General features: G+C 62.6%; 18 protein-coding genes. 4 read left to right on the top strand and 14 right to left on the bottom strand.

The genetic code is table 11. The annotated features are described in order from the left end of the window. On the top strand, positions 1–1,539 hold the full coding sequence (locus RA19_RS01220; RefSeq protein ID WP_039158808.1) for a trimethylamine methyltransferase family protein: 1,539 nt from the start codon (positions 1–3) through the stop codon (positions 1,537–1,539). A gap of 123 nt (positions 1,540–1,662) precedes the next feature. Here RA19_RS01220 and RA19_RS01215 read toward each other — a convergent pair whose 3' ends face one another. From RA19_RS01215 to RA19_RS01195, 5 genes are all read right to left on the bottom strand, one after another. Further along, positions 1,663–2,403, bottom strand: a complete 741-nt coding sequence (locus tag RA19_RS01215; RefSeq protein WP_052261597.1) for a maleate cis-trans isomerase family protein — start codon at positions 2,401–2,403, stop codon at positions 1,663–1,665. Then, positions 2,400–3,467, bottom strand: coding sequence for a pyridoxal phosphate-dependent aminotransferase (locus RA19_RS01210; protein WP_039158807.1), 1,068 nt, complete (start codon positions 3,465–3,467; stop codon positions 2,400–2,402). The genes RA19_RS01215 and RA19_RS01210 overlap by 4 nt, the downstream gene beginning before the upstream one ends. Continuing rightward, positions 3,464–5,116, bottom strand: coding sequence for a hydantoinase B/oxoprolinase family protein (locus RA19_RS01205; protein ID WP_039158806.1), 1,653 nt, complete (start codon positions 5,114–5,116; stop codon positions 3,464–3,466). Before RA19_RS01205 ends, RA19_RS01210 begins: the two co-directional genes overlap by 4 nt. Then, positions 5,116–7,227 (bottom strand): hydantoinase/oxoprolinase family protein, encoded by a 2,112-nt coding sequence (locus RA19_RS01200; RefSeq protein WP_039158805.1) that lies wholly within the window; start codon positions 7,225–7,227, stop codon positions 5,116–5,118. Before RA19_RS01200 ends, RA19_RS01205 begins: the two co-directional genes overlap by 1 nt. 272 nt (positions 7,228–7,499) lie before the next feature. Then, on the bottom strand, positions 7,500–8,921 hold the full coding sequence (locus RA19_RS01195) for an aldehyde dehydrogenase family protein (RefSeq protein WP_039158803.1): 1,422 nt from the start codon (positions 8,919–8,921) through the stop codon (positions 7,500–7,502). A 392-nt stretch (positions 8,922–9,313) separates the two neighbouring features. Here RA19_RS01195 and RA19_RS01190 point away from each other — a divergent pair, with 392 nt between their 5' ends. Then, on the top strand, positions 9,314–10,735 hold the full coding sequence (locus tag RA19_RS01190; RefSeq protein ID WP_039158801.1) for an efflux transporter outer membrane subunit: 1,422 nt from the start codon (positions 9,314–9,316) through the stop codon (positions 10,733–10,735). A gap of 56 nt (positions 10,736–10,791) precedes the next feature. Here RA19_RS01190 and nqrM read toward each other — a convergent pair whose 3' ends face one another. From nqrM to RA19_RS01175, 3 genes are all read right to left on the bottom strand, one after another. Continuing rightward, entirely contained in the window at positions 10,792–11,034 is a 243-nt protein-coding gene (gene nqrM / locus RA19_RS01185; RefSeq protein WP_039158799.1) for a (Na+)-NQR maturation NqrM, read from the bottom strand. A gap of 29 nt (positions 11,035–11,063) precedes the next feature. Next, a complete protein-coding gene (locus RA19_RS01180; protein WP_039158797.1) occupies positions 11,064–12,092 on the bottom strand; it encodes an FAD:protein FMN transferase in 1,029 nt (342 codons plus the stop codon). Between the two features lie 81 nt (positions 12,093–12,173). After that, the gene (locus RA19_RS01175; protein WP_039158795.1) at positions 12,174–12,362 is read right to left on the bottom strand and encodes a hypothetical protein; all 189 of its coding nucleotides are present in this window, start codon (positions 12,360–12,362) and stop codon (positions 12,174–12,176) included. Positions 12,363–12,471: 109 nt separating this feature from the next. On the opposite strand from RA19_RS01175, the gene RA19_RS01170 reads away from it, so the two are divergent. Beyond that, positions 12,472–12,996, top strand: a complete 525-nt coding sequence (locus RA19_RS01170; protein ID WP_039158792.1) for a CBS domain-containing protein — start codon at positions 12,472–12,474, stop codon at positions 12,994–12,996. Between the two features lie 670 nt (positions 12,997–13,666). Here RA19_RS01170 and RA19_RS01165 read toward each other — a convergent pair. After that, positions 13,667–14,110, bottom strand: coding sequence for a MarR family winged helix-turn-helix transcriptional regulator (locus RA19_RS01165; protein WP_052261596.1), 444 nt, complete (start codon positions 14,108–14,110; stop codon positions 13,667–13,669). Between the two features lie 155 nt (positions 14,111–14,265). On the opposite strand from RA19_RS01165, the gene RA19_RS01160 reads away from it, so the two are divergent. Further along, positions 14,266–14,844, top strand: a complete 579-nt coding sequence (locus RA19_RS01160; protein ID WP_039158790.1) for a YceI family protein — start codon at positions 14,266–14,268, stop codon at positions 14,842–14,844. Between the two features lie 212 nt (positions 14,845–15,056). Here the strand turns inward: RA19_RS01160 and nqrF are convergent, their stop codons facing one another. From nqrF to RA19_RS01135, 5 genes are read right to left on the bottom strand one after another with little or no spacing between them, the layout of a single operon-like run. After that, the gene (gene nqrF, locus RA19_RS01155) at positions 15,057–16,280 is read right to left on the bottom strand and encodes an NADH:ubiquinone reductase (Na(+)-transporting) subunit F (RefSeq protein WP_039158788.1); all 1,224 of its coding nucleotides are present in this window, start codon (positions 16,278–16,280) and stop codon (positions 15,057–15,059) included. 15 nt (positions 16,281–16,295) lie between these two features. Continuing rightward, positions 16,296–16,904: an NADH:ubiquinone reductase (Na(+)-transporting) subunit E gene (nqrE, locus tag RA19_RS01150; RefSeq protein ID WP_019296950.1), complete on the bottom strand. Its 609-nt coding sequence runs from the start codon at positions 16,902–16,904 to the stop codon at positions 16,296–16,298. Beyond that, positions 16,904–17,557 carry an NADH:ubiquinone reductase (Na(+)-transporting) subunit D gene (locus RA19_RS01145; RefSeq protein ID WP_039158786.1) on the bottom strand — a complete coding sequence of 218 codons (654 nt, stop codon included), beginning with the start codon at positions 17,555–17,557 and terminating at the stop codon, positions 16,904–16,906. The genes nqrE and RA19_RS01145 overlap by 1 nt, the downstream gene beginning before the upstream one ends. Next, positions 17,557–18,360, bottom strand: coding sequence for a Na(+)-translocating NADH-quinone reductase subunit C (locus tag RA19_RS01140; RefSeq protein ID WP_039158784.1), 804 nt, complete (start codon positions 18,358–18,360; stop codon positions 17,557–17,559). Before RA19_RS01140 ends, RA19_RS01145 begins: the two co-directional genes overlap by 1 nt. Next, the gene (locus tag RA19_RS01135) at positions 18,353–19,561 is read right to left on the bottom strand and encodes an NADH:ubiquinone reductase (Na(+)-transporting) subunit B (RefSeq protein WP_039158782.1); all 1,209 of its coding nucleotides are present in this window, start codon (positions 19,559–19,561) and stop codon (positions 18,353–18,355) included. Before RA19_RS01135 ends, RA19_RS01140 begins: the two co-directional genes overlap by 8 nt. Positions 19,562–19,563 lie beyond the last annotated feature (2 nt).

The following is a 19,563-nucleotide window of genomic DNA, read 5'->3' as shown; positions in this document are numbered from 1 at the left end:
ATGGCACGTGAACGGCGCAGCGGCGGACGCCGCGGAAAATCCACCCGTTCCGGCGGCAGCATCGAACAGCTGCCTTGGACCCAGGTGAAAAACACCTACCCGGCGTATGAGCTGCTGAACCCCGACCAGATGGACCAGTTGCACGCCACCTCGATGCGGATCCTGTCGGAGGCCGGCATCCGGGTGATGGGCGACAATGTCATGGACATCTTCGAGGACGCAGGCGCCATCGTCGACCGGGACACCAAGACCATCCGCATGGATGAAAGCATTGTCATGGAGGCGCTGAAGACGGTGCCGCGCACCTTTACCCTGACCGCGCGCAACCGGGCCAAGCAGATCACCATGGGCGGCAACAACGTGAACTTCGGGCTGGTTGCTGGCCCGCCGAACGTGCACGACTGCATCAACGGCCGCCGCCAGGGCAACCTCACCGACTATCAGAACTTCATCAAGCTGGCGCATCACTTCAACGCTATCCACATTATCGGCAACCAGGTTACCGCACCGCTGGAGCTGCCCGCCAACAACCGCCATCTGGACACTTACCTGGCCAATCTGACCTACTCGGACCTGTCCTTCCACTGCACCGCCATCGGCCGCGGCCGCGCGGTGGACGGCATCAACATGATGGCAATCACCCGCGGACAGAAACCAGAGGAGATGAACGGTGATCCCGGCGTGATCACCATCATTTCAGTGAACTCGCCGCGGCTATTCGACGACACCATGGGCGACGGGCTGATCGCCATGGCCGAGCACGGCCAGCCTGTCTCGGTCACGCCGTTTACCTTGATGGGTGCGATGACTCCGGTCACCCTGCCCGCCGCGCTGGCGCAGCAGAACGCCGAGGCGCTGTTCGGCGTGGTGCTGACCCAGCTGGTCAACCCGGGCACGCCGGTGATGTACGGCTCGTTTACGTCGAACGTCGACATGCGCTCCGGCGCGCCGGCCTTTGGCACCCCGGAAAACGCCAAGGCCAATATCGTCGGCGGCCAGCTGGCGCGTCGATACGGCATCCCTTACCGCACCTCCAACGCCAATGCCTCCAACGCGGTGGATCTGCAGGCGGCTTACGAGACCATGATGGGCAGCTGGGGCGCGGTGCTGGGCGGCGCCAATATCGTCTATCACGCAGCCGGCTGGCTGGAGGGCGGGCTTACTGCATCGTATGAGAAATTCATCATGGATGTGGAGATCATCCAGAACATGATGGAATTCCTCAAACCGATGAAGTTCGACGAGGACGAGCTGGGCTTTGACGCGATCCAGTCGGTGCCCACCGGCGGCCATTTCTTTGGCGCCGAGCACACGATGGCGCGCTATGAGACCGCGTTTTACAAGCCGATGCTGTCTGACTGGCAGAACTACGAGAACTGGGAAGCAGCCGGCGCCAAGGACGCGCTGCAGCGCGCCACCGGTCTTTGGCAGCAGGCGCTGCAGGACTACGAGGAACCCGCGATGGATCCTGCAATCAAGGAAGAGCTCGCGGCCTATGTGGCCAAGCGCAAGGAAGAAATCGGCTCTGACGAGCCTTGAGAGGGCGGCAGCGAGGGGCCGGCCCCTCGCGCTCCCCCGGGTATTTTAGACCAGAAAGAAGCAAAACCCGGCGCCTGAGAAGGGGCCGGGTTTCACATTGGCGAACCTTAAAGCCGCAATCCGCTAAAGCAGATCGAACAGGCGGCCCGGCACGTTGCCCTGGCGCGGCAGCCCAAGCGCCCGCATCACTGCAAACATCATTGCCTGGTTGGAAGTGACCACCGGCTTGCCAAGCGCCGCCTCGATCCGGTCGACAGCCTCGACCGAGCGCATGTCGGTGCAGCTGAGCACGATGGCCTGGGCTTCCGGGTGATCCGCCTGGCAGGCCAGATCAAAGACCTCATCCGGGGTCAGCTCGCCCTGTCCGTAGTTGCCCAGCTCTCGGCCCACATCGGCGCATTTCACCGTGGCTATCTGGTTCTGCGCCAGGAAATCCATCGCCTGCTCATTGACCTCACCCAGATAGGGCGAGGAGAACCCCACCTTGGTTGCACCCAGAGCCTTGATCGCCTCAACCAGCGCGCCCGCGGCGGTAAAGGACAGCGCTCCGGAGCCCGCTTTGATATCCTTGGCCAGCTGTTCATCAAAGCCCGGCCCGTGGGTGAGCGTCGCCGAGGTGCAGCCATAGAGCACCACGTCGGGGCGCACGCCTGAGATCATCCTGAGATCCTGGCTGATGTCGGAGGCGCCCAGCCCCGCCATCTGGTCGGAGCCTGGGATCTCATCCACGTCATAGCCGCCCATGCGCTGGAAATGCACCGTGGTGTCCGGACAGCGCATCAGCATCATATCCGGTTCCAGGTTGGTGTTGGTGAAGGGCACCAGCACGCCGATTTTGGCACGGGTGCGGGTTTCGTGAGTCATTTGAGCACTCCTTTCAGCACCGCCAGGGCGCGGTCCATGATCTCCTGGCTGCAGATGGTGGCGCGCAGGCAGTCATTGAGGCCGTAACCTCCCATGCCGCGCATCAGCAGCTTTTCTGCCCGCAGCGCAGCGTCTGCCGCTTGCGCCTGTTCAGGTGAGGCAAAGCGCATCAGCACAAAATTGGTATGGCTTTGCGGCACCGTGAGCCCCAGCGCGCGGCAGCCTTCGGCAAAACCGTCGCGGATGGCGGCGGTTTTGGCCACCACATCCAGCAAATGCGCCTGATCGCGCATCGCCGCTGCGGCCATGGCCTGCGAGGGGATGGAGATGTTGTTGGGGTTCAGCAGCTTACGTACCTCGCCCGCAATCTCCGGCGGGAAATAGCCCCAGCCGGCGCGGGCACCTGCGAGGCTATAGGCCTTGGAGAGCGTTCGCATGACCACCGTGTCGCCGCGGTCAACAAGCGCGAAGACATCCGCCGGATCATTCGATGCATCGGCAAATTCGGCATAGGCCTGGTCGACGACCAGCAGCACATCCGCAGGCAGCCCTTCGCGCAGGCGCAGGATCTCACCGTTGGGGATCAGCGTGCCGGTGGGATTGCCCGGGTTGCAGACAAAGACAATCCGCGTCTCCGGCGTCGTGGCAGCGAGGATGTCGTCCACGGACACCGTCAGTTCCCGCTCCCGCGCCTTGACGTAATCCGCTTGCACCTGAGCCGAGGCCGAAGACACAAAGGCATAGCCATAGTCCGTCCCCAGCACCCGGTCGCCCGGGCCGGCAAAGGCGCGGATCAGGCAGCCGATCAGCTCCATGGAACCGGCGCCACACAGGATTTTGGCCGGGTCCAGACCGTGCACTTCGTCCACTGCGGCGCGCAGGTCAGGCCATTCCGGGTCCGGATAGAGCGGCATCTGTTCCAGCACCGCCTTGCCCGCCGCAATCGCGGCAGGGCTGGCGGCAAAGGCGCTTTCGTTCTGGGCGAGAGAAATGGTCCCCTCGCCGCCAAGATCCGCCAGTGCATAAGACGCCATGGCGGCAACATGGGGAACCGCGCGGATCATTTGCCACCTCCATAGGCGCTTGCGCCGTCTTGTGTAACAAGGCCGCGTTTCATGTCCAGCGCCAGCGCCTCGGGGTCGCGTTCGTACGGGTCGCCAAAACCGCCGCCGCCGGGGGTTTCGAAGATCAGGTAGTCGCCTGCCTCCACCCGCAGCTCGCCCTTGCCGGGGATATCCTGCTCGCCGTCGCGGAAGCGGATGCGGCCCGGGGCGCCGGGCTGCCCGCCCATGCGGCCCAACGCCGGGAACTTCAGCCGCTCCACCGACAGGAACACGATGAAAGGCGCATCGTTGGAGGCCGTCATCTCGATCCGCTGGCCAAGGCCACCGCGGTACTTGCCGGCACCGCCCGAGTCAGGCCGCAGCTCGCGCCGCCACATAACGACCGGGGCCACTGCCTCGGTGATCTCCACCTGTGAGCCATAAACGCCGGACGGATAAGCCGTCGCCGACAGACCGTCCGCATGGGGCCGCGCGCCGGTGCCGCCGTTGTGGACCGGCTCGATGGCGAACTCGCGGCCGCCGTCGCGGGCGACTTCGGGCGCGTGGCGCATTGGCAGGTCGAACATGCAGGACGCGCCTTCAGCCGGCACCTGGTCCGGCAGCGCCTGATGCAGGCAGCCCAGCACAAGATCCGGCGTCACCTGCCCCAGCGTGTGGCGCATTGCCACCGGCACCGGGCGCTGTGCATTCAGGATACAGCCCTTGGGGCCATCAACCGTGAACAGCTCCAGCGAGCCGGCATTGTTGGGAATATCCGGCCCCACGATGCAGCGCAGCGCAAACACCGTGTAAGCGGTAGCATAGTTCAAAGGCACGTTGATGCCTTTCTTGGAACAGCCCGAAGTTCCGGTGAAATCCACATGCATGCCGTCCTTGGAGACAGTCAGCGTGGCGTGCAGCTCCAGCTCATTCTCATAGCCGTCCATCTTGAGGACGTTCTTGTAAACTCCCTCGGGCACCTCGGCGATCGCCTCCAGCGTGCCGCGGCGGGAGGTGTCGATGATGTAGGACCCCAGCGCATCCAGATCGTCGATGCGGAACTCCTCCATCATGTCGACCAGCCGCGTCACCCCGGCCTCGCAGCAGGCAATCAGCGCATAGATGTCGCCCTCATTGGCAATCGGCTCCCGGCTGTTGGCACGGATGATGTCCATCAGCAGCGCGTTGGGCTCGCCTTCTTCGACCAGCTTGCAGGGCGGGATCAGCAGGCCCTCGTCATAGATGTCGGAACCTTCCGGCCCCATGCCAAGGCCGCCCAGATCCACCAGGTGCGAGGTGCAGGAGGTGAAGCCGACCACCTTGCCGTCTTTGAACGCGGGCATCATCAAAAGGAAGTCGTTCAGATGCCCCGAGGCCAGCCAGGGGTCGTTGGTCATGTAAATGTCGCCGGGCTTCATGTTCTGCACCGGGAAGCGCTCACGCAGGTGCATCACGGCTTCAGCCATGGTGTTGATATGGCCTGGGGTGCCGGTCACCGCCTGGGCCAGCATCCGGCCCTGAACATCAAAGATACCAGCGGAAATATCGCCGCACTCGCGCACGATGGGTGAGAACGCCGCACGGATCAGGGTCTGGCCCTGTTCCTCGACCACCGCCAGCAGGCGGTTCCACATGACTTGAAGGCGAGCGGGGGAAAGATCGGCAGCCATTATGCGCCTCCTTTCTGGTCGTCTTTCTGATCCTGGATCAGGACGAGGTTACCAATTGCATCCACATGGGCAGAGAAATCCGCCGACACCAGCGTGGTGGTTTGCGGTTCGGTGATCAGAGCCGGGCCGCAGACACGGTCGCCGTGTTTCAGGCTGTCGCGCGGCACAAACGCCGCCTGCTTCGTTGTGCCGTCCACATCGCAGGTGATCGGGCGGAAGGATTCGGCCCAGATGTTCTTCAGCTCAGGCGTCTCCGGCACCGCCGTGACGGCAACGTCCGGGGTGGCCACCCGGACGGCCCAGTTCAGGATCTCGATCTTCATGCCCGGCACCGGACGCGAGAACTGCTTGGCATATTCGGTTTCAAAGGCCGCGGTCAGGGGGCCCAGATCCTCTGCCGTCAGATCGCGGTCCGGCAGGGTGATCTCAATCTCATGCCCCTGCCCGTTGTAGCGCATGAATGCGGTGCGCTGGGTTTGCGTTTCGGCATCGCCCGCACCCTGCGTGACCACCGATTTCGCCTCATCGATCATCTGGGCGAACAAGCCGTTGATGCCTGCCATGTCCATGGTTTCCAACATGGAATAGCGGGAACGCACGATCTCAAACGAGACCGGTGCAAACAGGAAACCGACAGCCGAGCCGACCCCCGGATTCGGCGGGATCACGATGCGCGAAACCCCAGCGGAGCGCGCCACCCGGCTGGCATGCAGCGGGCCGTTGCCGCCGAAGGCAATCATGGTGCGCGGGCCCAGATCCTTACCGGATTCCACCGCGTGCATGCGCCCGGCGCTGGCCATGCTCTCGTCGACAATGCGGCTGACACCATCCGCGGAACCAACCCCGTCCAGCTTCAGCCGGGACCCGATCACCCGGGACAGCGCCTCTTTGGAGGCATCCGGGTCGATCTTGATGTGCCCCTCGGCAAACGTGTCCGGCACGATGTAGCCTAGGGTGATGTCGCTGTCGGTCACCGTCGGCTCGGTACCGCCGCGGCCGAACGCCACCGGGCCAGGCTCGGAACCGGCCGATTTCGGCCCTACGGTCAGCCGCCCCAGCCGGTCCACTCCGGCGATGGAGCCACCGCCGGCGCCGATTTCGATCATCTCAATGACGGGTATGCGCACCGGCATACCGGAGCCTTTAATGAAACGCGCCGCGCGGGCGATTTCGAACTGGCGCGAAGTCTGCGGGCGGGCGTTGTCGATCAAGCACAGTTTGGCTGTGGTGCCGCCAACGTCAAAGGACAGCACCTCATCCAGGCCTGCGCGGGCCGCAATGCGGGCGGCTAGGATGGCGCCGCCTGCGGGGCCGGATTCCACCAGCCGGATCGGGAAACGCGCCGCGGTCTGAATGGTGCACATGCCGCCGCCCGCAGTCATCATCAGGATCGGGCAGGTCACGCCTTCCGCTGCGAAACGTTCGGCAAAACGCGCCAGATAGGTCTCCATCAGCGGCTGGATATAGGCATTGGCCACGGTGGTGCAGAGCCGGTCGAATTCCCGCGCCTCGGGGCTGACCTCGGATGAAATCGAGACCGTCAGGCCGGGCCGCCGCTCGGCCAGGGTATCGCGCAGCCAGCGCTCATGATCGGGGTTGGCGTAGGAGTGCATCAGGCAGATTGCCACCGCCTCGGCGCCGCAGGCGTCCAGCTCCTCAATCAGCGCCTCAACCGCGCTGTCTTCCATGCCGATCAGCACTTCGCCCTCGGCCGACATCCGCTCGCGGATGGTCAGCGAGCGCTCGCGCGGCACCAGAAGGTCCGGCTTTTCCAGGTTGATGTCATACTGCGAATAGCGCCGCTCATAAGCGATCTCGAGAATATCACGGAACCCTTCGGTGGTGACTGTCGCAACCGTGGCCCCGCGCCGCTCGATCAGCGCATTGGTGGCCAGGGTGGTGCCGTGGATAAAGCCAGTCACCTCGCCCAGGGACCGCCCGGATTGCGCCATAACCCTTGCCGCGCCTTCCATCGCGCCGTCTGCCGGGTTTTGATGGGTTGTCAGGGTCTTGGTCGAAGCCAGAATAGTGTCTTCACCCGCCACCAGCACGGTGTCGGTAAAGGTGCCGCCAATATCAATGGCAAGGCGCAGCGCAGTTGATGCTGTCATCTATCATTCCAAAGTCTGTCGTTGAGTGTCCGCCGGAAAGCCCCTCAAAGGGCGGCGGATTCAGACAGCGACCAGGTCGCAACCCGTGGCGCGGCGGTCCAGACGTTTGGGAATGAATGTGTGTTTCATGGCCGTATCCTGCGGCGCCACTGCGCGGGCAGCTTTGCGGATAGCGACATGAATCTTGCCTGATAACGGCATCAATACGGTGCCCTGCGACTCCGCGCGGCCTTCCGGCCGGGCAGTAAACCCAGCCGGAAGCCTTTGTTTTCTTACCCGAAATGCAGGGTTTTGACTTCCTGGTAGTCCTCCAGCCCCAGCATGCCGCCTTCGCGCCCGTTGCCGGACTGCTTGTAGCCGCCAAAGGGCGAGCCATAGTTGAAGCCGCCGCCGTTGATATGCACGGCGCCAGCGCGCAGCCGGGCGGCAACCCGCTCGGCCCGCTCCGGATCGCCGGTCTGCAGATAGGCCGCCAGGCCATAGGGCGTATCGTTGGCAATGCGGATGGCGTCTTCCTCGTCCTCAAACGGGATGATCACCAGCACCGGGCCAAAGATCTCCTGCTGGGCAATCGCCATGTCGTTGGTCACATCGGCAAAGACGGTCGGACGCACATACCAGCCTTTGTCCAATCCCTCGGGCCGGCCTAGACCACCGGCCAGAACCGTGGCGCCCTCGTCGATCCCCTTCTGGATCATGGTCTGCACCCGGTCGAACTGGATACGGTCAAACATCGGGCCGATGTGATCGCCTTCCTGGGACGGGTCACCCACCGCCTGGCCTTCGGCCGCGGCCTTGGCGATTTCCAGCACTTGATCGTAGCAGCTGCGCTCCACCAGCATCCGGGTCGGCGCATCGCAGCTCTGGCCGGTGTTGTACATGCACTCGAGCACCGAGTTGGTGACCTTCTCTTGCAAGTCGGCGTCGGCAAACACAAGGTTCGGAGACTTGCCCCCCAGCTCCAGCGTTACCCGCTTCACGGTGTCGGCCGAGTCCTTGGAAACCGCGATCCCCGCCCGGGTCGAGCCGGTAAAGGACATCATGTCGACATCCGGATGCCGCGACAGGCCTGCCCCGACGGTCGGTCCATCGCCATGGATCAGGTTGAACACACCAGCCGGGTAGCCCGCATCATGGATCATCTGAGCATAAACGGCTGCCGACATCGGCGTATGCTCCGAGGGTTTCAGAACACAGGTTGAGCCGGTGGCCAGCGCCGGCAGCACCTTCAGCGCAATTTGGTTCACCGGCCAGTTCCACGGCGTGATCAGACCGCAGACCCCAATCGGCTCGCGCACCAGAATGTCCCCGTTGGAGAGCGACTCGCGCAATTCCTGCGACTTCAGCGCCTCCAGGATGCCCTCCAGATGCCCGATTCCCGAATCAGCTTGCGCATCGCGCGCCATGGAAATCGGCGCGCCCATTTCCGCGCTCAGCGCCTGCGCCATTTCTTCGCGGCGCGTGTTGCTGATTTCCAGCAGCTTCTCCAGCAGCGCAATCCGTTCCTCACGCGAGGTGCGTGAGAAGCTGTCGAACGCCGCCTTGGCTGCCGCCACAGCGTTGTTCACGTCCACCTCATCGCCGAGGATGATGGTGCCGGTCTGCTCTTCCGTGGCCGGGTTCAGCACCGGGAATTCGCGCGTCGAATGCGGCGTCACCCAGGCGCCGCCAATATAGAATTTCTGCAGATCCATCAGGTTGTTCTCACTTTATGCCGTGATTGCGTTTCAGCTGTTTGCATAGGCCGTGCCCGGCCGGGATTTGCGGCTGCGCTCCCCTGCAGCCGTTTGGGAAACAGTGACCGGGCCCCCGGCGTCCGTCAAGCTCTGGCTCAGCCGGGCCGGAGACGCCTGTTCCCCGCCGCAGCCTGCCGTTCTGGCCTGGCAGCATGGCGCGCATTATCCGGGACCGGGCAGGTCAAAACCGGCAAATAAACAGGACTTTTCGAAACCTCCGGGCTGTGGGCTCTGCGCATCACTGGCCTGTAAAGACTCTGTTTACAGCAGGAAGTTGTTCGCCGCCCTTCCCGCCGCTGGCTATGCTTCCTCAAAAGCCCGCATCAAGACCGGGCGCCTAGAGGCAAGTCATGAGCAGATCCAAATGGACAGCCCGTTCCGCGCTGCTGGCCGGAACTATCCTGTGCAGCTGCACCGTCGTCGGCCTGGATTACCAGCGCCCGGACTTTGCGGTGCCCGCCGCCTATTACCAGTCCCGCACCTATGCCACGGTTCAGGGCGCAACCGAGACCTGGTGGCAAGGGCTGAACGATGCCACCCTGAACCGGCTGGTCGAGGCCGGGCTGGCGCAAAACCTGGGCATCAAGGCCGCTCGCGAGCGCCTGGTCGCCGCCGAGGCCCTGCGCCGCGGTTCGGGCCGCGCCGAACAGGTCAGCGGCGATTTGGAAGGCAGCTCGATTTTCGAACGCCGCGAGTCGGAAAACGGTTCACGCAACACCGACACTGCCGCGATCGGCGCCACTTATGTGTTCGATCTGTTCGGTGATTTCCAGCGCCGCTCGGAACGAGCCGTGGCAAACCGCGACGCGCAATTCTACCAGACCGCCACCACCCGGCTGGCGATCATCGACGCGGTTACCCGCACTTATATTCAGGCCCGCTTCTTCCAGCGCGGCGCGGCTGTGACCCGCAAGACCATCCAGCTGCGCCAGCAGATCCTGGGCACCGTCGAAGAGCTGAAAGAAGCCCGGGCCGTCCTGGCGCTTGATGTGGAGCGCACCAAGCTGCAGGTCGCCAGCGCCAAAGCCGACCTGCCCAGCTTCATCGCGAATTACGAGTCTTCAGTCTTTGCCCTGGCCACACTGCTGGACCGCGACGCCTCCGAAGTCTTTGCAATGATGCAGGGCAGCTACAGCCAGCCCTATCCGGCCACGCAGCCCGAGCTGGGCGTGCCCGCCACCCTTCTGCGCAACCGGCCGGATGTGCTGCTGGCTGAAGCCCAGCTGCGCAGCGCCACCGCTACAATCGGCGTCACCGAAGCCGAACTTTACCCGACGCTGGAAATCACCGGCTCGGTACAGGCCACACGCGGTGTGAATGATCTCTACCGGATCGGGCCCGAGCTGACCCTGCCGCTGTTCAACCGCAAAGTCCTGCGTGCTGCGCACAAGAACGCGATCGCCCAAGCTAAGGCTACCGAATACGACTACCGTGCCTCTGTCCGCAGCGCAGTGGAAGAAGTGCAGTCGCAGCAAAGCGCCCTCCGGGCCGCGCGCCAGCGCACCGCCGCTCAGGCGCGTGCGGTCAACCTGGGCACCAAGGTGGCCGATCTCGCCCGCGAGACATTCAAGGCCAATGAAATCACCTTGTTCGACTTGCTGAACACCGAAGAGGCGCTGCGCGAAAACGAGCTCAACCTGATCGCCGCCCGCCGTGATCTGGCGCTGGCCTGGGCCAGCCTGCAAATCTCGCTCGGCAAGGGCTGGGCACCCGGCCAAAACCCTGCGAGCGCAGCCGCAGCAGCGCTTCAAAGTTCATCCATAGCTGAATAAAGGAAAATGAGGCTTCCTGGCTGAAATCCACGCTGGATTTCAGCCCGCGACGGGTCTCAGGCCTTTTGCTCTTCCTGCATCCGCTCGACCATTTGCCGCGCGCGCTTGCACTGCAGCTTGTCGCGCAGCGGGCTGTCCGGGTCGATGTCCTTGGAACAGACCACGCATTTGTCGGCGCCAGAGATCGCATTCAGACCGCCGCAGCTGCCTTTGATCTTCTTACCCATCAGAATGACACCCAGCGACATGCCCAGGATCACGATCAGCAGCACAAAGAAGGCCAGGAGAAAGGTGCTCATTTCAGTCCCTCGCAGAAAGGCTTGGCGGCTCAGTTTCCAGTCAGCGCCACAAAGGCACTGCTTTGCGACGTCATATAGGCATTCTCTCCGGCTTGCACGTCCCGATCGATGAAAAACACGGCAAGTTTATGCTGCCCGGCCAGCTTCAGTCCGGCTTCGCTGCCCAGCACCAGCATCGCCGTGGCCCAGGCATCCGCCAGCATCGCGTTTTCCGCGATCACCGTCACCGATGTCGTGCTATGCGTCACCGGCCGCCCCGCCACCGGATCCAGGATATGGGAATAGCGCACGCCCTCGTGTTCGAAGTAATTCCGGTAGTCGCCCGAGGTCGCCAATCCATAGTTGCTCACCGGCACGATCAGCTGCACCGTCTGCGCCGCCGCATCCGGTTTCTCGATACCGATCCGCCAGGCCTCCCCCTTGGCATTGTTTCCTTTGGTCACCAGATCGCCGCCGATCTCGACCATATAGTTCTCCACCCCGAAGCCCTTCAGGGCCCTGGCCACCGCATCCACACCATAGCCCTTAGCAATGGCCGAGAGGTTGATGCCGGTTTCCGGCGCCGATTTCTTCAAAGTGCCCGCCGCCGCATCCAGCGTCAGCAGCCGTGCCTGGCCAACCCCTTCCAGCGCTTGGGCAATCTCTGCATCGGCCGGCACAGGGTCCTCGGGCTGGCGCGGGCCAAAGCCCCACAACTCAATCAGCGGGCCAAGGGTCACGTCGAACTTGCCGCCGGATTTCTCATGCACATCATTGGCCGCTGCCAGCACCTGGGCAAACTCGGGTGACACCCGCACCGGCGCCGTGCTGCGCGCAGCCGAGAATTTGGACACTTCCGAAGCCGGATCCCAGTTCGACATCTTGGCATTGACCGCTGCCAGGGTTGCTTCCACTTCCGTGGCCAGCGCCGCCTCGTCCAGATCCTCGCCAATGGCGATCACATTATAGGTCGTGCCCATGGTCTGGCCTGACAGCCGCACTTCCTCCGGCCCGCTGCCAAACCAGCAGCCCGCCAGCACCACAGGCAGGATCAGAACAAGCAGCAAGCGTTTGGGCATAGGGCAACCTCCGGCGGAAAAGCTCGCGCTGCTATGCCCCCGCCCCGCGGCAGAGTCAAACCGCGCGCCCCCGCCCGGCCTTCAAAACTTCAGCGGTACAAAGGCCAGCGCCAATAGGCCAAGCGCGGCCGGCACCCCGTACAGCCAGGAGCGGAGCCGGGCATTGGGTGCTTCAGACTTCCAGTTCTGCCGGTACAAGTGGCCGCAGACCACCACAAGGAACACGGTCAGCGCACCGGTGACGGGGGTCAGGTAAAGGGTCTCGAACATGTTGTTTTCCCGCCTATGTTAGCGCTCGCGTCATTTCGCCCCTTCCCGGATCGTATTCCCGCGTTAAGATGAACCTGTCACCTGGTTCAGGATAGGAGGAGACCCGTACATGGCACCGACCTCATACCAAGCTCCGATGCGGGGCGACAAGGAGGACAAGCACACTTACAGCCAGTCCGCCGAGTCAAACCTGTCGCATTCGCAGACAACAGTGGCCAAGCTGCTGGAGGGCAAGGGGGACGCCATCTTTGCGGTACGGCCCAATGACACCATCAGCCATGTGGTCGAGGTGCTGAAAGAGAAACACATCGGCGCGCTGGTGGTAACGGATCAGAACGGCGACCTGCAGGGTATCCTGTCGGAACGCGACATCGTGCGCCGGATGGCGGAGACACCGGGCCAGACCCTGCCGCAGGAAGTCAGCGCCTTGATGACCACCAATGTCAAAACCTGCACCCCGGAAGATTACCTGCACGATGTGCTCAAGACGATGACCCAAGGCCGCTTCCGCCACATGCCGGTGATCAGGGACGGTCATCTCTGCGGCATGATCACCATCGGCGACGTAGTGAACTTCCGCCTGCAGGAACTGGAATACGAAACCCTGCGCATGAAGCAGATGATCGTCGGCTAAGCCCGGCGGGCGGACCTGCCCCATTTGCGGGCCGCCCATCACGCCACTGCTGCGGCCGCAATCAGTGCTGCCCCCCCCTCGCACGGCCGCAGGTTAGGGGTGCGCCCAAAAGGAATGCCCAGGTGCGCTGAGCACGGCCCGCCGTCAGAGCAGCCCCGCGCAGCGAATGCAACGGTGGAGCCATTGCGCACAAGTCCCTCGAACGGGCTGGCCCATGCTGGGCGCGCCCCGAGCCGCAAGCCATGTCAGGACTGATCATAAAGAAAAGCTCCCGCCCGTCGCCAGGCACATCAAAGATGTGCCTGCTCCCGTTGGGCCGGGCGCCGCGCTAACGCGCGGCGCGCCTGTCACAGCAAATGTGCGGGCCTGCGGCGTGCGTGAGCACGGCGCTGCGCCCAAGGCTGTAATTTGGCCCCGCAGGGGACAACTTCAGGCGCGGGAGCCCTCATACGATCTGCTGCCCCAGAGGCCTTGCCCGTGCTGCAGGCGCATGCGGCCCCAAGAACAGAAATACAAATCTGCCACGGAACTTCCCGGCACACCTCACCGGGCCTGGTTTCAGGCGGTGTCCCAAAGTGCCCCAGTTTTCTTTAGCAGTTCCGCGGAACCGCAGCCTGTATCGACCGCCCTTAGTGCAAAATGGCTCGAAGCAATGCCCGGCCTCCGGCCATCAGGGAAACGGCCCGCCGCCTGTCTCCTGCAGGATCTCCAAAAACTCCGGCAATTCCTCTGTTCCGGCCAGCGCCGCCATGTTGCGCTTGATGGCCGGGCCGTAAATCGCCCACATCTTCAACCGCAGCGCCGCCCCTTCCGGCGTGATGTGCAGCACCTTGCTGCGCCGGTCCTGCTCGCAGACCGTTTCCCGGATCAGCCCCTGTTTCGCCATCTGCGCCAGGATGCGCGACAGGTTGGATTGCTCAAACAGCAGGTTCTTCGTCAGTTCAAAAGCACGCACTCCGCCGCCGCCGGACATCTCGATGCCCCACAGCACATCATACCAGCGCAGGCTGGGCAGCCCTGCTGCGCGCAGCTCCGCCTCCATCTCCCGGTGGGTCTGGCGGTAGGCGCGGTTCAGCAGAACCCAGATTCTGGTCTCGTGTTTGTTTGGTGTCATGTGCGTTCACATATGAGTGAGTGTGCAGGCGTGCTGAAGAGTTTCCAGTGGATACCCGGAAATACATGCCATAGCATCTATCCCGGGTTCAATACGTTCAACGATCCCCGAACTTCACATTTGCACCAAGACTGAAATCAGACAGGGATACCGTCATGATGATCAAGATTGCCTCGCTTGCAACTGCAGCCCTGCTTGCAGCGCCCGCCGCCTTTGCAACTACCTACAAAACCGACCAGGGCCATACCGAGGTCCAGTTCAGCTGGAGCCACGCCGGCGTTTCAGTCCAGAGCGGCGAATTCACCGAAGCCACCGGCACCCTGGACATTGATCCGGAAAACCCGGAAGCGGCCTCACTGAATGTAACCATCAACGCCAAAAGCCTGGCTACAGGTTTCGGCCCGCTGGATGACCACCTCTCCAGCGCCGACTTCCTGGAAGTAGAAACCTACCCGGAAATCACCTTTGTCAGCACCGGCATCGAGAAGACCGGCGACAAGACCGCCAATGTGACCGGCGACCTGACCATTCACGGCACCACCCATCCAGTTGTACTGGAGACCACCATGACCCACTTCGGCCCGCATCCGCTGGGCGGCGTGATCGAGTACTACCAAGGTGATTGGGCGGCGTTTGAAGCCTCTACCACCATCGACCACCAGGCGTTTGGCGTCGGCGGCTTCTCCACCGGCCCGATCACCATCCGCATCAGCACCGAGATGAAGGCGGAATAACCCGCTCATCCTTTAGAGCCAGCAACGCTCCAGTATCATCAACGCCCGTCGCGCCAGCGGCGGGCACGCGCCTGCCCGCCCCACGGCGGGCGCGTACCGCGCCCACCCGGGCAGCCGCTCACCGTGAAAATTAACCGGACTGAATGGATTAAAAAGAAAAAGCCCACGCTGCGAAAACAGCGCGGGCTTCTTTGTTGTCCTGTCGTCCGGGCTCAGCCGCCGAAGTCATCCAGCATGATGTCCTCGCGGTCCACGCCCAGATCCAGCAGCATGTTGATCACCGACTGGTTCATGATCGGCGGGCCGCACATGTAGAACTCGCAGTCTTCCGGCGCCGGGTGGTTCTTGAGGTATTCCTCGAACAGAACGTTGTGAATAAAGCCGGTGTAGCCTTTCCAGTCATCCTCTGGCTGCGCATCGGACAACGCGACGTGCCATTCGAAGTTGTCGAACTCCTCGGCCAGCTGGTCGAAGTCTTCGACAAAGAACATCTCTTTCTTCGAGCGCGCGCCGTACCAGAAGCTGATCTTGCGGTCGCGGTTCTGCAGACGCTTCAGCTGGTCGAAGATGTGGCTGCGCATCGGCGCCATGCCTGCACCACCGCCGATGAAGACCATTTCCTTCTGGGTCTCGCGGGCAAAGAATTCGCCGAACGGGCCCGAGATGGTGACTTCATCACCCGGCTTCAGGTTGAAGATGTAGGACGACATCTTGCCGGCCGGAATGTCGCTGGAACCCGGCGGCGGCGAGGCGACGCGGACGTTCAGCATGATGATACCCTTTTCGTCCGGGTAGTTGGCCATCGAATAGGCACGCTCAACCGGCTCATCCACAACGGACTTGTACTGCCACAGGTTAAAGCGGTCCCAGTCCTCGCGGTACTCTTCCTGCACGTCGAAATCGGTGTAGGCCAGCTGGTGCGCGGGCGCCTCGATCTGGATGTAGCCGCCGGCGCGGAAGTTCACGTCTTCGCCTTCCGGCAGTTCCAGAACCAGCGCCTTGATGAAGGTGGCCACGTTGTCGTTCGAGCGCACCTTGCAGCGCCATTTCTTGACGCCGAAGACTTCCTCGGGAACTTCGACTTCCATGTCCTGCTTGACCGCAACCTGACAGGACAGGCGGTCGCCGCAGGACGCCTCGCGCTTGGTGATGTGGCTTTCTTCGGTCGGCAGGATCGAGCCGCCGCCGGAATGCACACGCACCCGGCACTGGGCACAGGTGCCGCCGCCGCCGCATGCGGAGGGGACGAACAGTTTTTCGGCTGCCAGCGTCTGCAGCAGCTTGCCGCCTGCAGGCACCGAGATGGTTTTTTCACCGTTGATGGTGATGTTGACATTGCCGGTCGAGACCAGGCGGGAGCGGGCGGCCAGAATAATGGCCACCAGCGCCAGCACGATCAACGTGAACAGGACAACGCCGAGCGAGAAAGTTTCCATGTTTCCGCGCTCTCCTTACAGTTTGACGCCGCTGAAGGACATGAAGGCCATCGCCATCAGACCCGCGGTGATAAAGGTGATGCCCAGGCCCTGCAGGCCGTCCGGCACGTCGGAATACTTCAGCTTCTCGCGCACGCCCGCCATTGCGGTGATCGCCAGCGCCCAGCCAAAGCCGGAGGAGAGGCCGTAAGTTGTTGCTTCCGCAAAGTTATAGTCGCGCTCCACCATGAACAGCGAACCGCCAAGGATCGCGCAGTTCACCGTGATCAGCGGCAGGAAGACCCCCAGTGCGTTGTAAAGCGGCGGGAAATACTTATCGAGGATCATCTCCAGGATCTGCACCATCGCCGCAATCACCCCGATATAGGAGATCAGGCCAAGGAAGGTCAGATCCACATCCGGGAAGCCCGCCCAGGCCAGCGCGCCCGGCTTCAGCAGGTAGGTCAGCAGCAGGTTGTTGGTCGGCACAGTAATGGCCTGCACCAGCATCACCGAAATCCCCAGACCCAGCGCGGTGGAGATCTTCTTGGACACCGCGATGAAGGTACACATGCCCAGGAAGAAGGAGAGCGCGAGGTTCTCGACAAAGATGGCCTTAACGGCGAGTGAAATCAGCCCTTCCATCAGTGGCCTCCCACAGTCTGGATTTTATATTCACGCTCTTCCACCTGCTTCGGCTTCCAGGTGCGGAACGCCCAGATCAGCAGGCCGATGACAAAGAAGGCCGAGGGCGGCAGCAGCAACATGCCGTTCGGGACATACCAGCCGCCGTTGTTCACGGTTTCCAGGATGGTGATGCCGAACAGGGAGCCGGAGCCGAACAGCTCGCGGATCACGCCCACCAGCATCAGGATCAGGCCATAGCCCAGACCGTTGCCGATGCCGTCGATGAAAGAGGCGACCGGCGGGTTGCTCATGGCAAACGCTTCGGCACGGCCCATCACGATACAGTTGGTGATGATCAGGCCGACGAATACCGACAGGGTTTTCGAGATCTCAAAGGCATAAGCCTTCAGCACCTGGTCCACCAGGATCACCAGCGAGGCGATGATCACCATCTGCACGATAATCCGGATCGACGAGGGGATCTGGTTGCGCAGGATCGAGATGAACATCGACGAGAACGCGGTCACAAAGGTCACCGCCAGGGTCATCACAAATGCCACCTGCAGCGAAGAGGTCACCGCCAGCGCCGAGCAGATGCCCAGAACCTGCAGCGTGATCGGGTTGTTGTCGACCAATGGGTCGACCAGCATTTCTTTCTTGGTCTGCGCCATCAGAACTCTCCCGCTTGCAGGGCTGCGATGAAGGGTGCGTAGCCTTCTTCGCCCATCCAGAATTTCACCAGGTTATCGACACCCACCGACGTCAGCGTGGCACCGGCCAGCGCATCGATGTGGTGGTCAGGTCCGGCCGGACCTTGTGCCTTGGCAACGGTGATCTGCAGGGTGCCTTCGGCGTCATGCAGTTTCTTGCCGCTCCACAGCGACTTCCAGCGCGGGTTGTCCACCTCGGCACCCAGGCCCGGGGTTTCGCCGTGCTGATAGAACTGCAGGCCAAAGATGTCGTTGCCGTTTTCCTCAACCGCGATGAAGCCATAGAGGGTCGACCACAGGCCATAGCCGTGGATCGGCAGGATCACCTTGTCCAATTCGCCGGCTTCGTCACGCAGCAGATAAACGGTCTTGTAACGCGACTGGCGGCCAATGCCCGCGGGATCCACGTCCAGTGCGCGGCTCAGCTCCGGGTCCTGCGCGGCAGCGCGGTCGTCAAAGCTGGCAGCGTCGAACTGGTCGGTGAACTGGCCGGTCTCAAGATCCAGCACCTGCGGCTCAAACGCTTTGAAGGCTTCGGCCACATCCTGGCCGGGCTGGTAAAGGCCCGCCACCTGCAAAACGTTCAGCTGCTTGTCGAGTTTCTTGTTGATCTCCTGCACCGGGCGCAGGGACACGGCGGCGGTGGACACGATCATCGAGGCCAGCAGGCAGACGCCGACCGCGATCACCAGGGTCTTGCCGACCGAGTCCGGGGACGCGGCGAGGAAGCGGCCGATCAGGCCTTTGCTTTGGGTCTCAGCCATGGCGGCGCGCCCTCCGTTTGATGTTTGCCTGCACGACGAAATAGTCGATCAGCGGTGCAAAAACGTTGCCGAACAGGATGGCCAGCATCATGCCTTCGGGGAAGGCCGGGTTCAGCACCCGGATCAGCACCACCATCACACCGATCAGCGCGCCATAGATGTAGCGGCCAACGTTGGTGTGCGACGCCGAAACCGGCTCGGTCACCATGAACACCAGGCCAAAGGCATAGCCGCCCAGCACCAAGTGCCAGTACCAAGGCATCGCAAACATCGGGTTGGTGTCAGAGCCGATGACGTTCAGCAGCAGCGAGAAGGCAATCATGCCGCCCAGGCAGCCAACGATCAGGCGCCAGTTGGCAATCTTGGTCGCCAGCAGGAACAGCAGACCTATGGCACAGGCCAGGGTCGAAGTTTCGCCGAAGCTGCCCTGGATGGTGCCATAAAACGCATCGGACCATTCGATGCCTTTAGCGGCCAGCGCCTGCACGCCTTCAGCTGCGGAGACACCCAGCGCAGTCGCGCCGGAGAAGCCGTCAACCGGAGTCCAGACAGAGTCGCCCGACATGTTGGCGGGATAGGCAAAGTACAGGAACGCACGGCCAGTGAGGGCCGGGTTCAGGAAGTTCTTGCCGGTGCCGCCAAAAACTTCCTTGCCGATCACCACGCCAAAGATAATGCCAAGCGCCACCTGCCACAGCGGCGTCGAAGCCGGCATGATCAGGGTGTAAAGCATCGAGGTGACCAGGAAGCCCTCGTTGACTTCATGGCCGCGCACGGTGGCAAAGATGACTTCAAAGATGCCGCCCGCAACCAGCGTCACGATGTAGATCGGCAGGAAATACAGGAAACCATGGGCAATATTCGCCAGCGGGTTGGCCGCATCCAGCGACACACCCAGCGTGTTCAGAATGGCAATCCGCCAGCCGGTGGCCGCATCAGCACCCAGCGCGGCAATCGCCGAGTTCGCCTGATAGCCGGTGTTCCACATGCCCCACAGGATGCAGGGAATGGTCGCCAGCACCACGTAGGTCATGATCCGCTTCATATCCACATAAGAGCGGGCATGCGGGGCCACGGTGGTGACGGTTTTCGGGGTATACAGGAAGGACTCGACCATCTCGTAGATGGGGAAGTACTTCTCGTACTTGCCGCCCTTCTCGAAATGGGGCTCGATCCTGTCAAAGAAGCTGCGCAATCCCATCC

Origin of the sequence: Leisingera sp. ANG-M1 (genome assembly GCF_000813745.1) — a bacterium.
Taxonomy (GTDB): domain Bacteria; phylum Pseudomonadota; class Alphaproteobacteria; order Rhodobacterales; family Rhodobacteraceae; genus Leisingera.
This window is presented reverse-complemented; position numbering and strand designations above follow the sequence as displayed.

Excerpts from the sequence above, each read along its gene's own strand:
- RA19_RS01215 (WP_052261597.1), bottom strand. The coding sequence starts at position 2,403 with ATGACTCACGAAACCCGCACCCGTGCCAAAATCGGCGTGCTGGTGCCC.
- RA19_RS01170 (WP_039158792.1), top strand. The coding sequence starts at position 12,472 with ATGGCACCGACCTCATACCAAGCTCCGATGCGGGGCGACAAGGAGGAC.
- RA19_RS01140 (WP_039158784.1), bottom strand. The coding sequence starts at position 18,360 with ATGGCTGAGACCCAAAGCAAAGGCCTGATCGGCCGCTTCCTCGCCGCG.
- RA19_RS01175 (WP_039158795.1), bottom strand. The coding sequence starts at position 12,362 with ATGTTCGAGACCCTTTACCTGACCCCCGTCACCGGTGCGCTGACCGTG.
- RA19_RS01160 (WP_039158790.1), top strand. The coding sequence starts at position 14,266 with ATGATGATCAAGATTGCCTCGCTTGCAACTGCAGCCCTGCTTGCAGCG.
- RA19_RS01220 (WP_039158808.1), top strand. The coding sequence starts at position 1 with ATGGCACGTGAACGGCGCAGCGGCGGACGCCGCGGAAAATCCACCCGT.
- RA19_RS01200 (WP_039158805.1), bottom strand. The coding sequence starts at position 7,227 with ATGACAGCATCAACTGCGCTGCGCCTTGCCATTGATATTGGCGGCACC.
- nqrM (WP_039158799.1), bottom strand. The coding sequence starts at position 11,034 with ATGAGCACCTTTCTCCTGGCCTTCTTTGTGCTGCTGATCGTGATCCTG.
- RA19_RS01180 (WP_039158797.1), bottom strand. The coding sequence starts at position 12,092 with ATGCCCAAACGCTTGCTGCTTGTTCTGATCCTGCCTGTGGTGCTGGCG.
- nqrF (WP_039158788.1), bottom strand. The coding sequence starts at position 16,280 with ATGGAAACTTTCTCGCTCGGCGTTGTCCTGTTCACGTTGATCGTGCTG.
- nqrE (WP_019296950.1), bottom strand. The coding sequence starts at position 16,904 with ATGGAAGGGCTGATTTCACTCGCCGTTAAGGCCATCTTTGTCGAGAAC.
- RA19_RS01195 (WP_039158803.1), bottom strand. The coding sequence starts at position 8,921 with ATGGATCTGCAGAAATTCTATATTGGCGGCGCCTGGGTGACGCCGCAT.
- RA19_RS01165 (WP_052261596.1), bottom strand. The coding sequence starts at position 14,110 with ATGACACCAAACAAACACGAGACCAGAATCTGGGTTCTGCTGAACCGC.
- RA19_RS01210 (WP_039158807.1), bottom strand. The coding sequence starts at position 3,467 with ATGATCCGCGCGGTTCCCCATGTTGCCGCCATGGCGTCTTATGCACTG.
- RA19_RS01135 (WP_039158782.1), bottom strand. The coding sequence starts at position 19,561 with ATGGGATTGCGCAGCTTCTTTGACAGGATCGAGCCCCATTTCGAGAAG.
- RA19_RS01145 (WP_039158786.1), bottom strand. The coding sequence starts at position 17,557 with ATGGCGCAGACCAAGAAAGAAATGCTGGTCGACCCATTGGTCGACAAC.
- RA19_RS01205 (WP_039158806.1), bottom strand. The coding sequence starts at position 5,116 with ATGGCTGCCGATCTTTCCCCCGCTCGCCTTCAAGTCATGTGGAACCGC.
- RA19_RS01190 (WP_039158801.1), top strand. The coding sequence starts at position 9,314 with ATGAGCAGATCCAAATGGACAGCCCGTTCCGCGCTGCTGGCCGGAACT.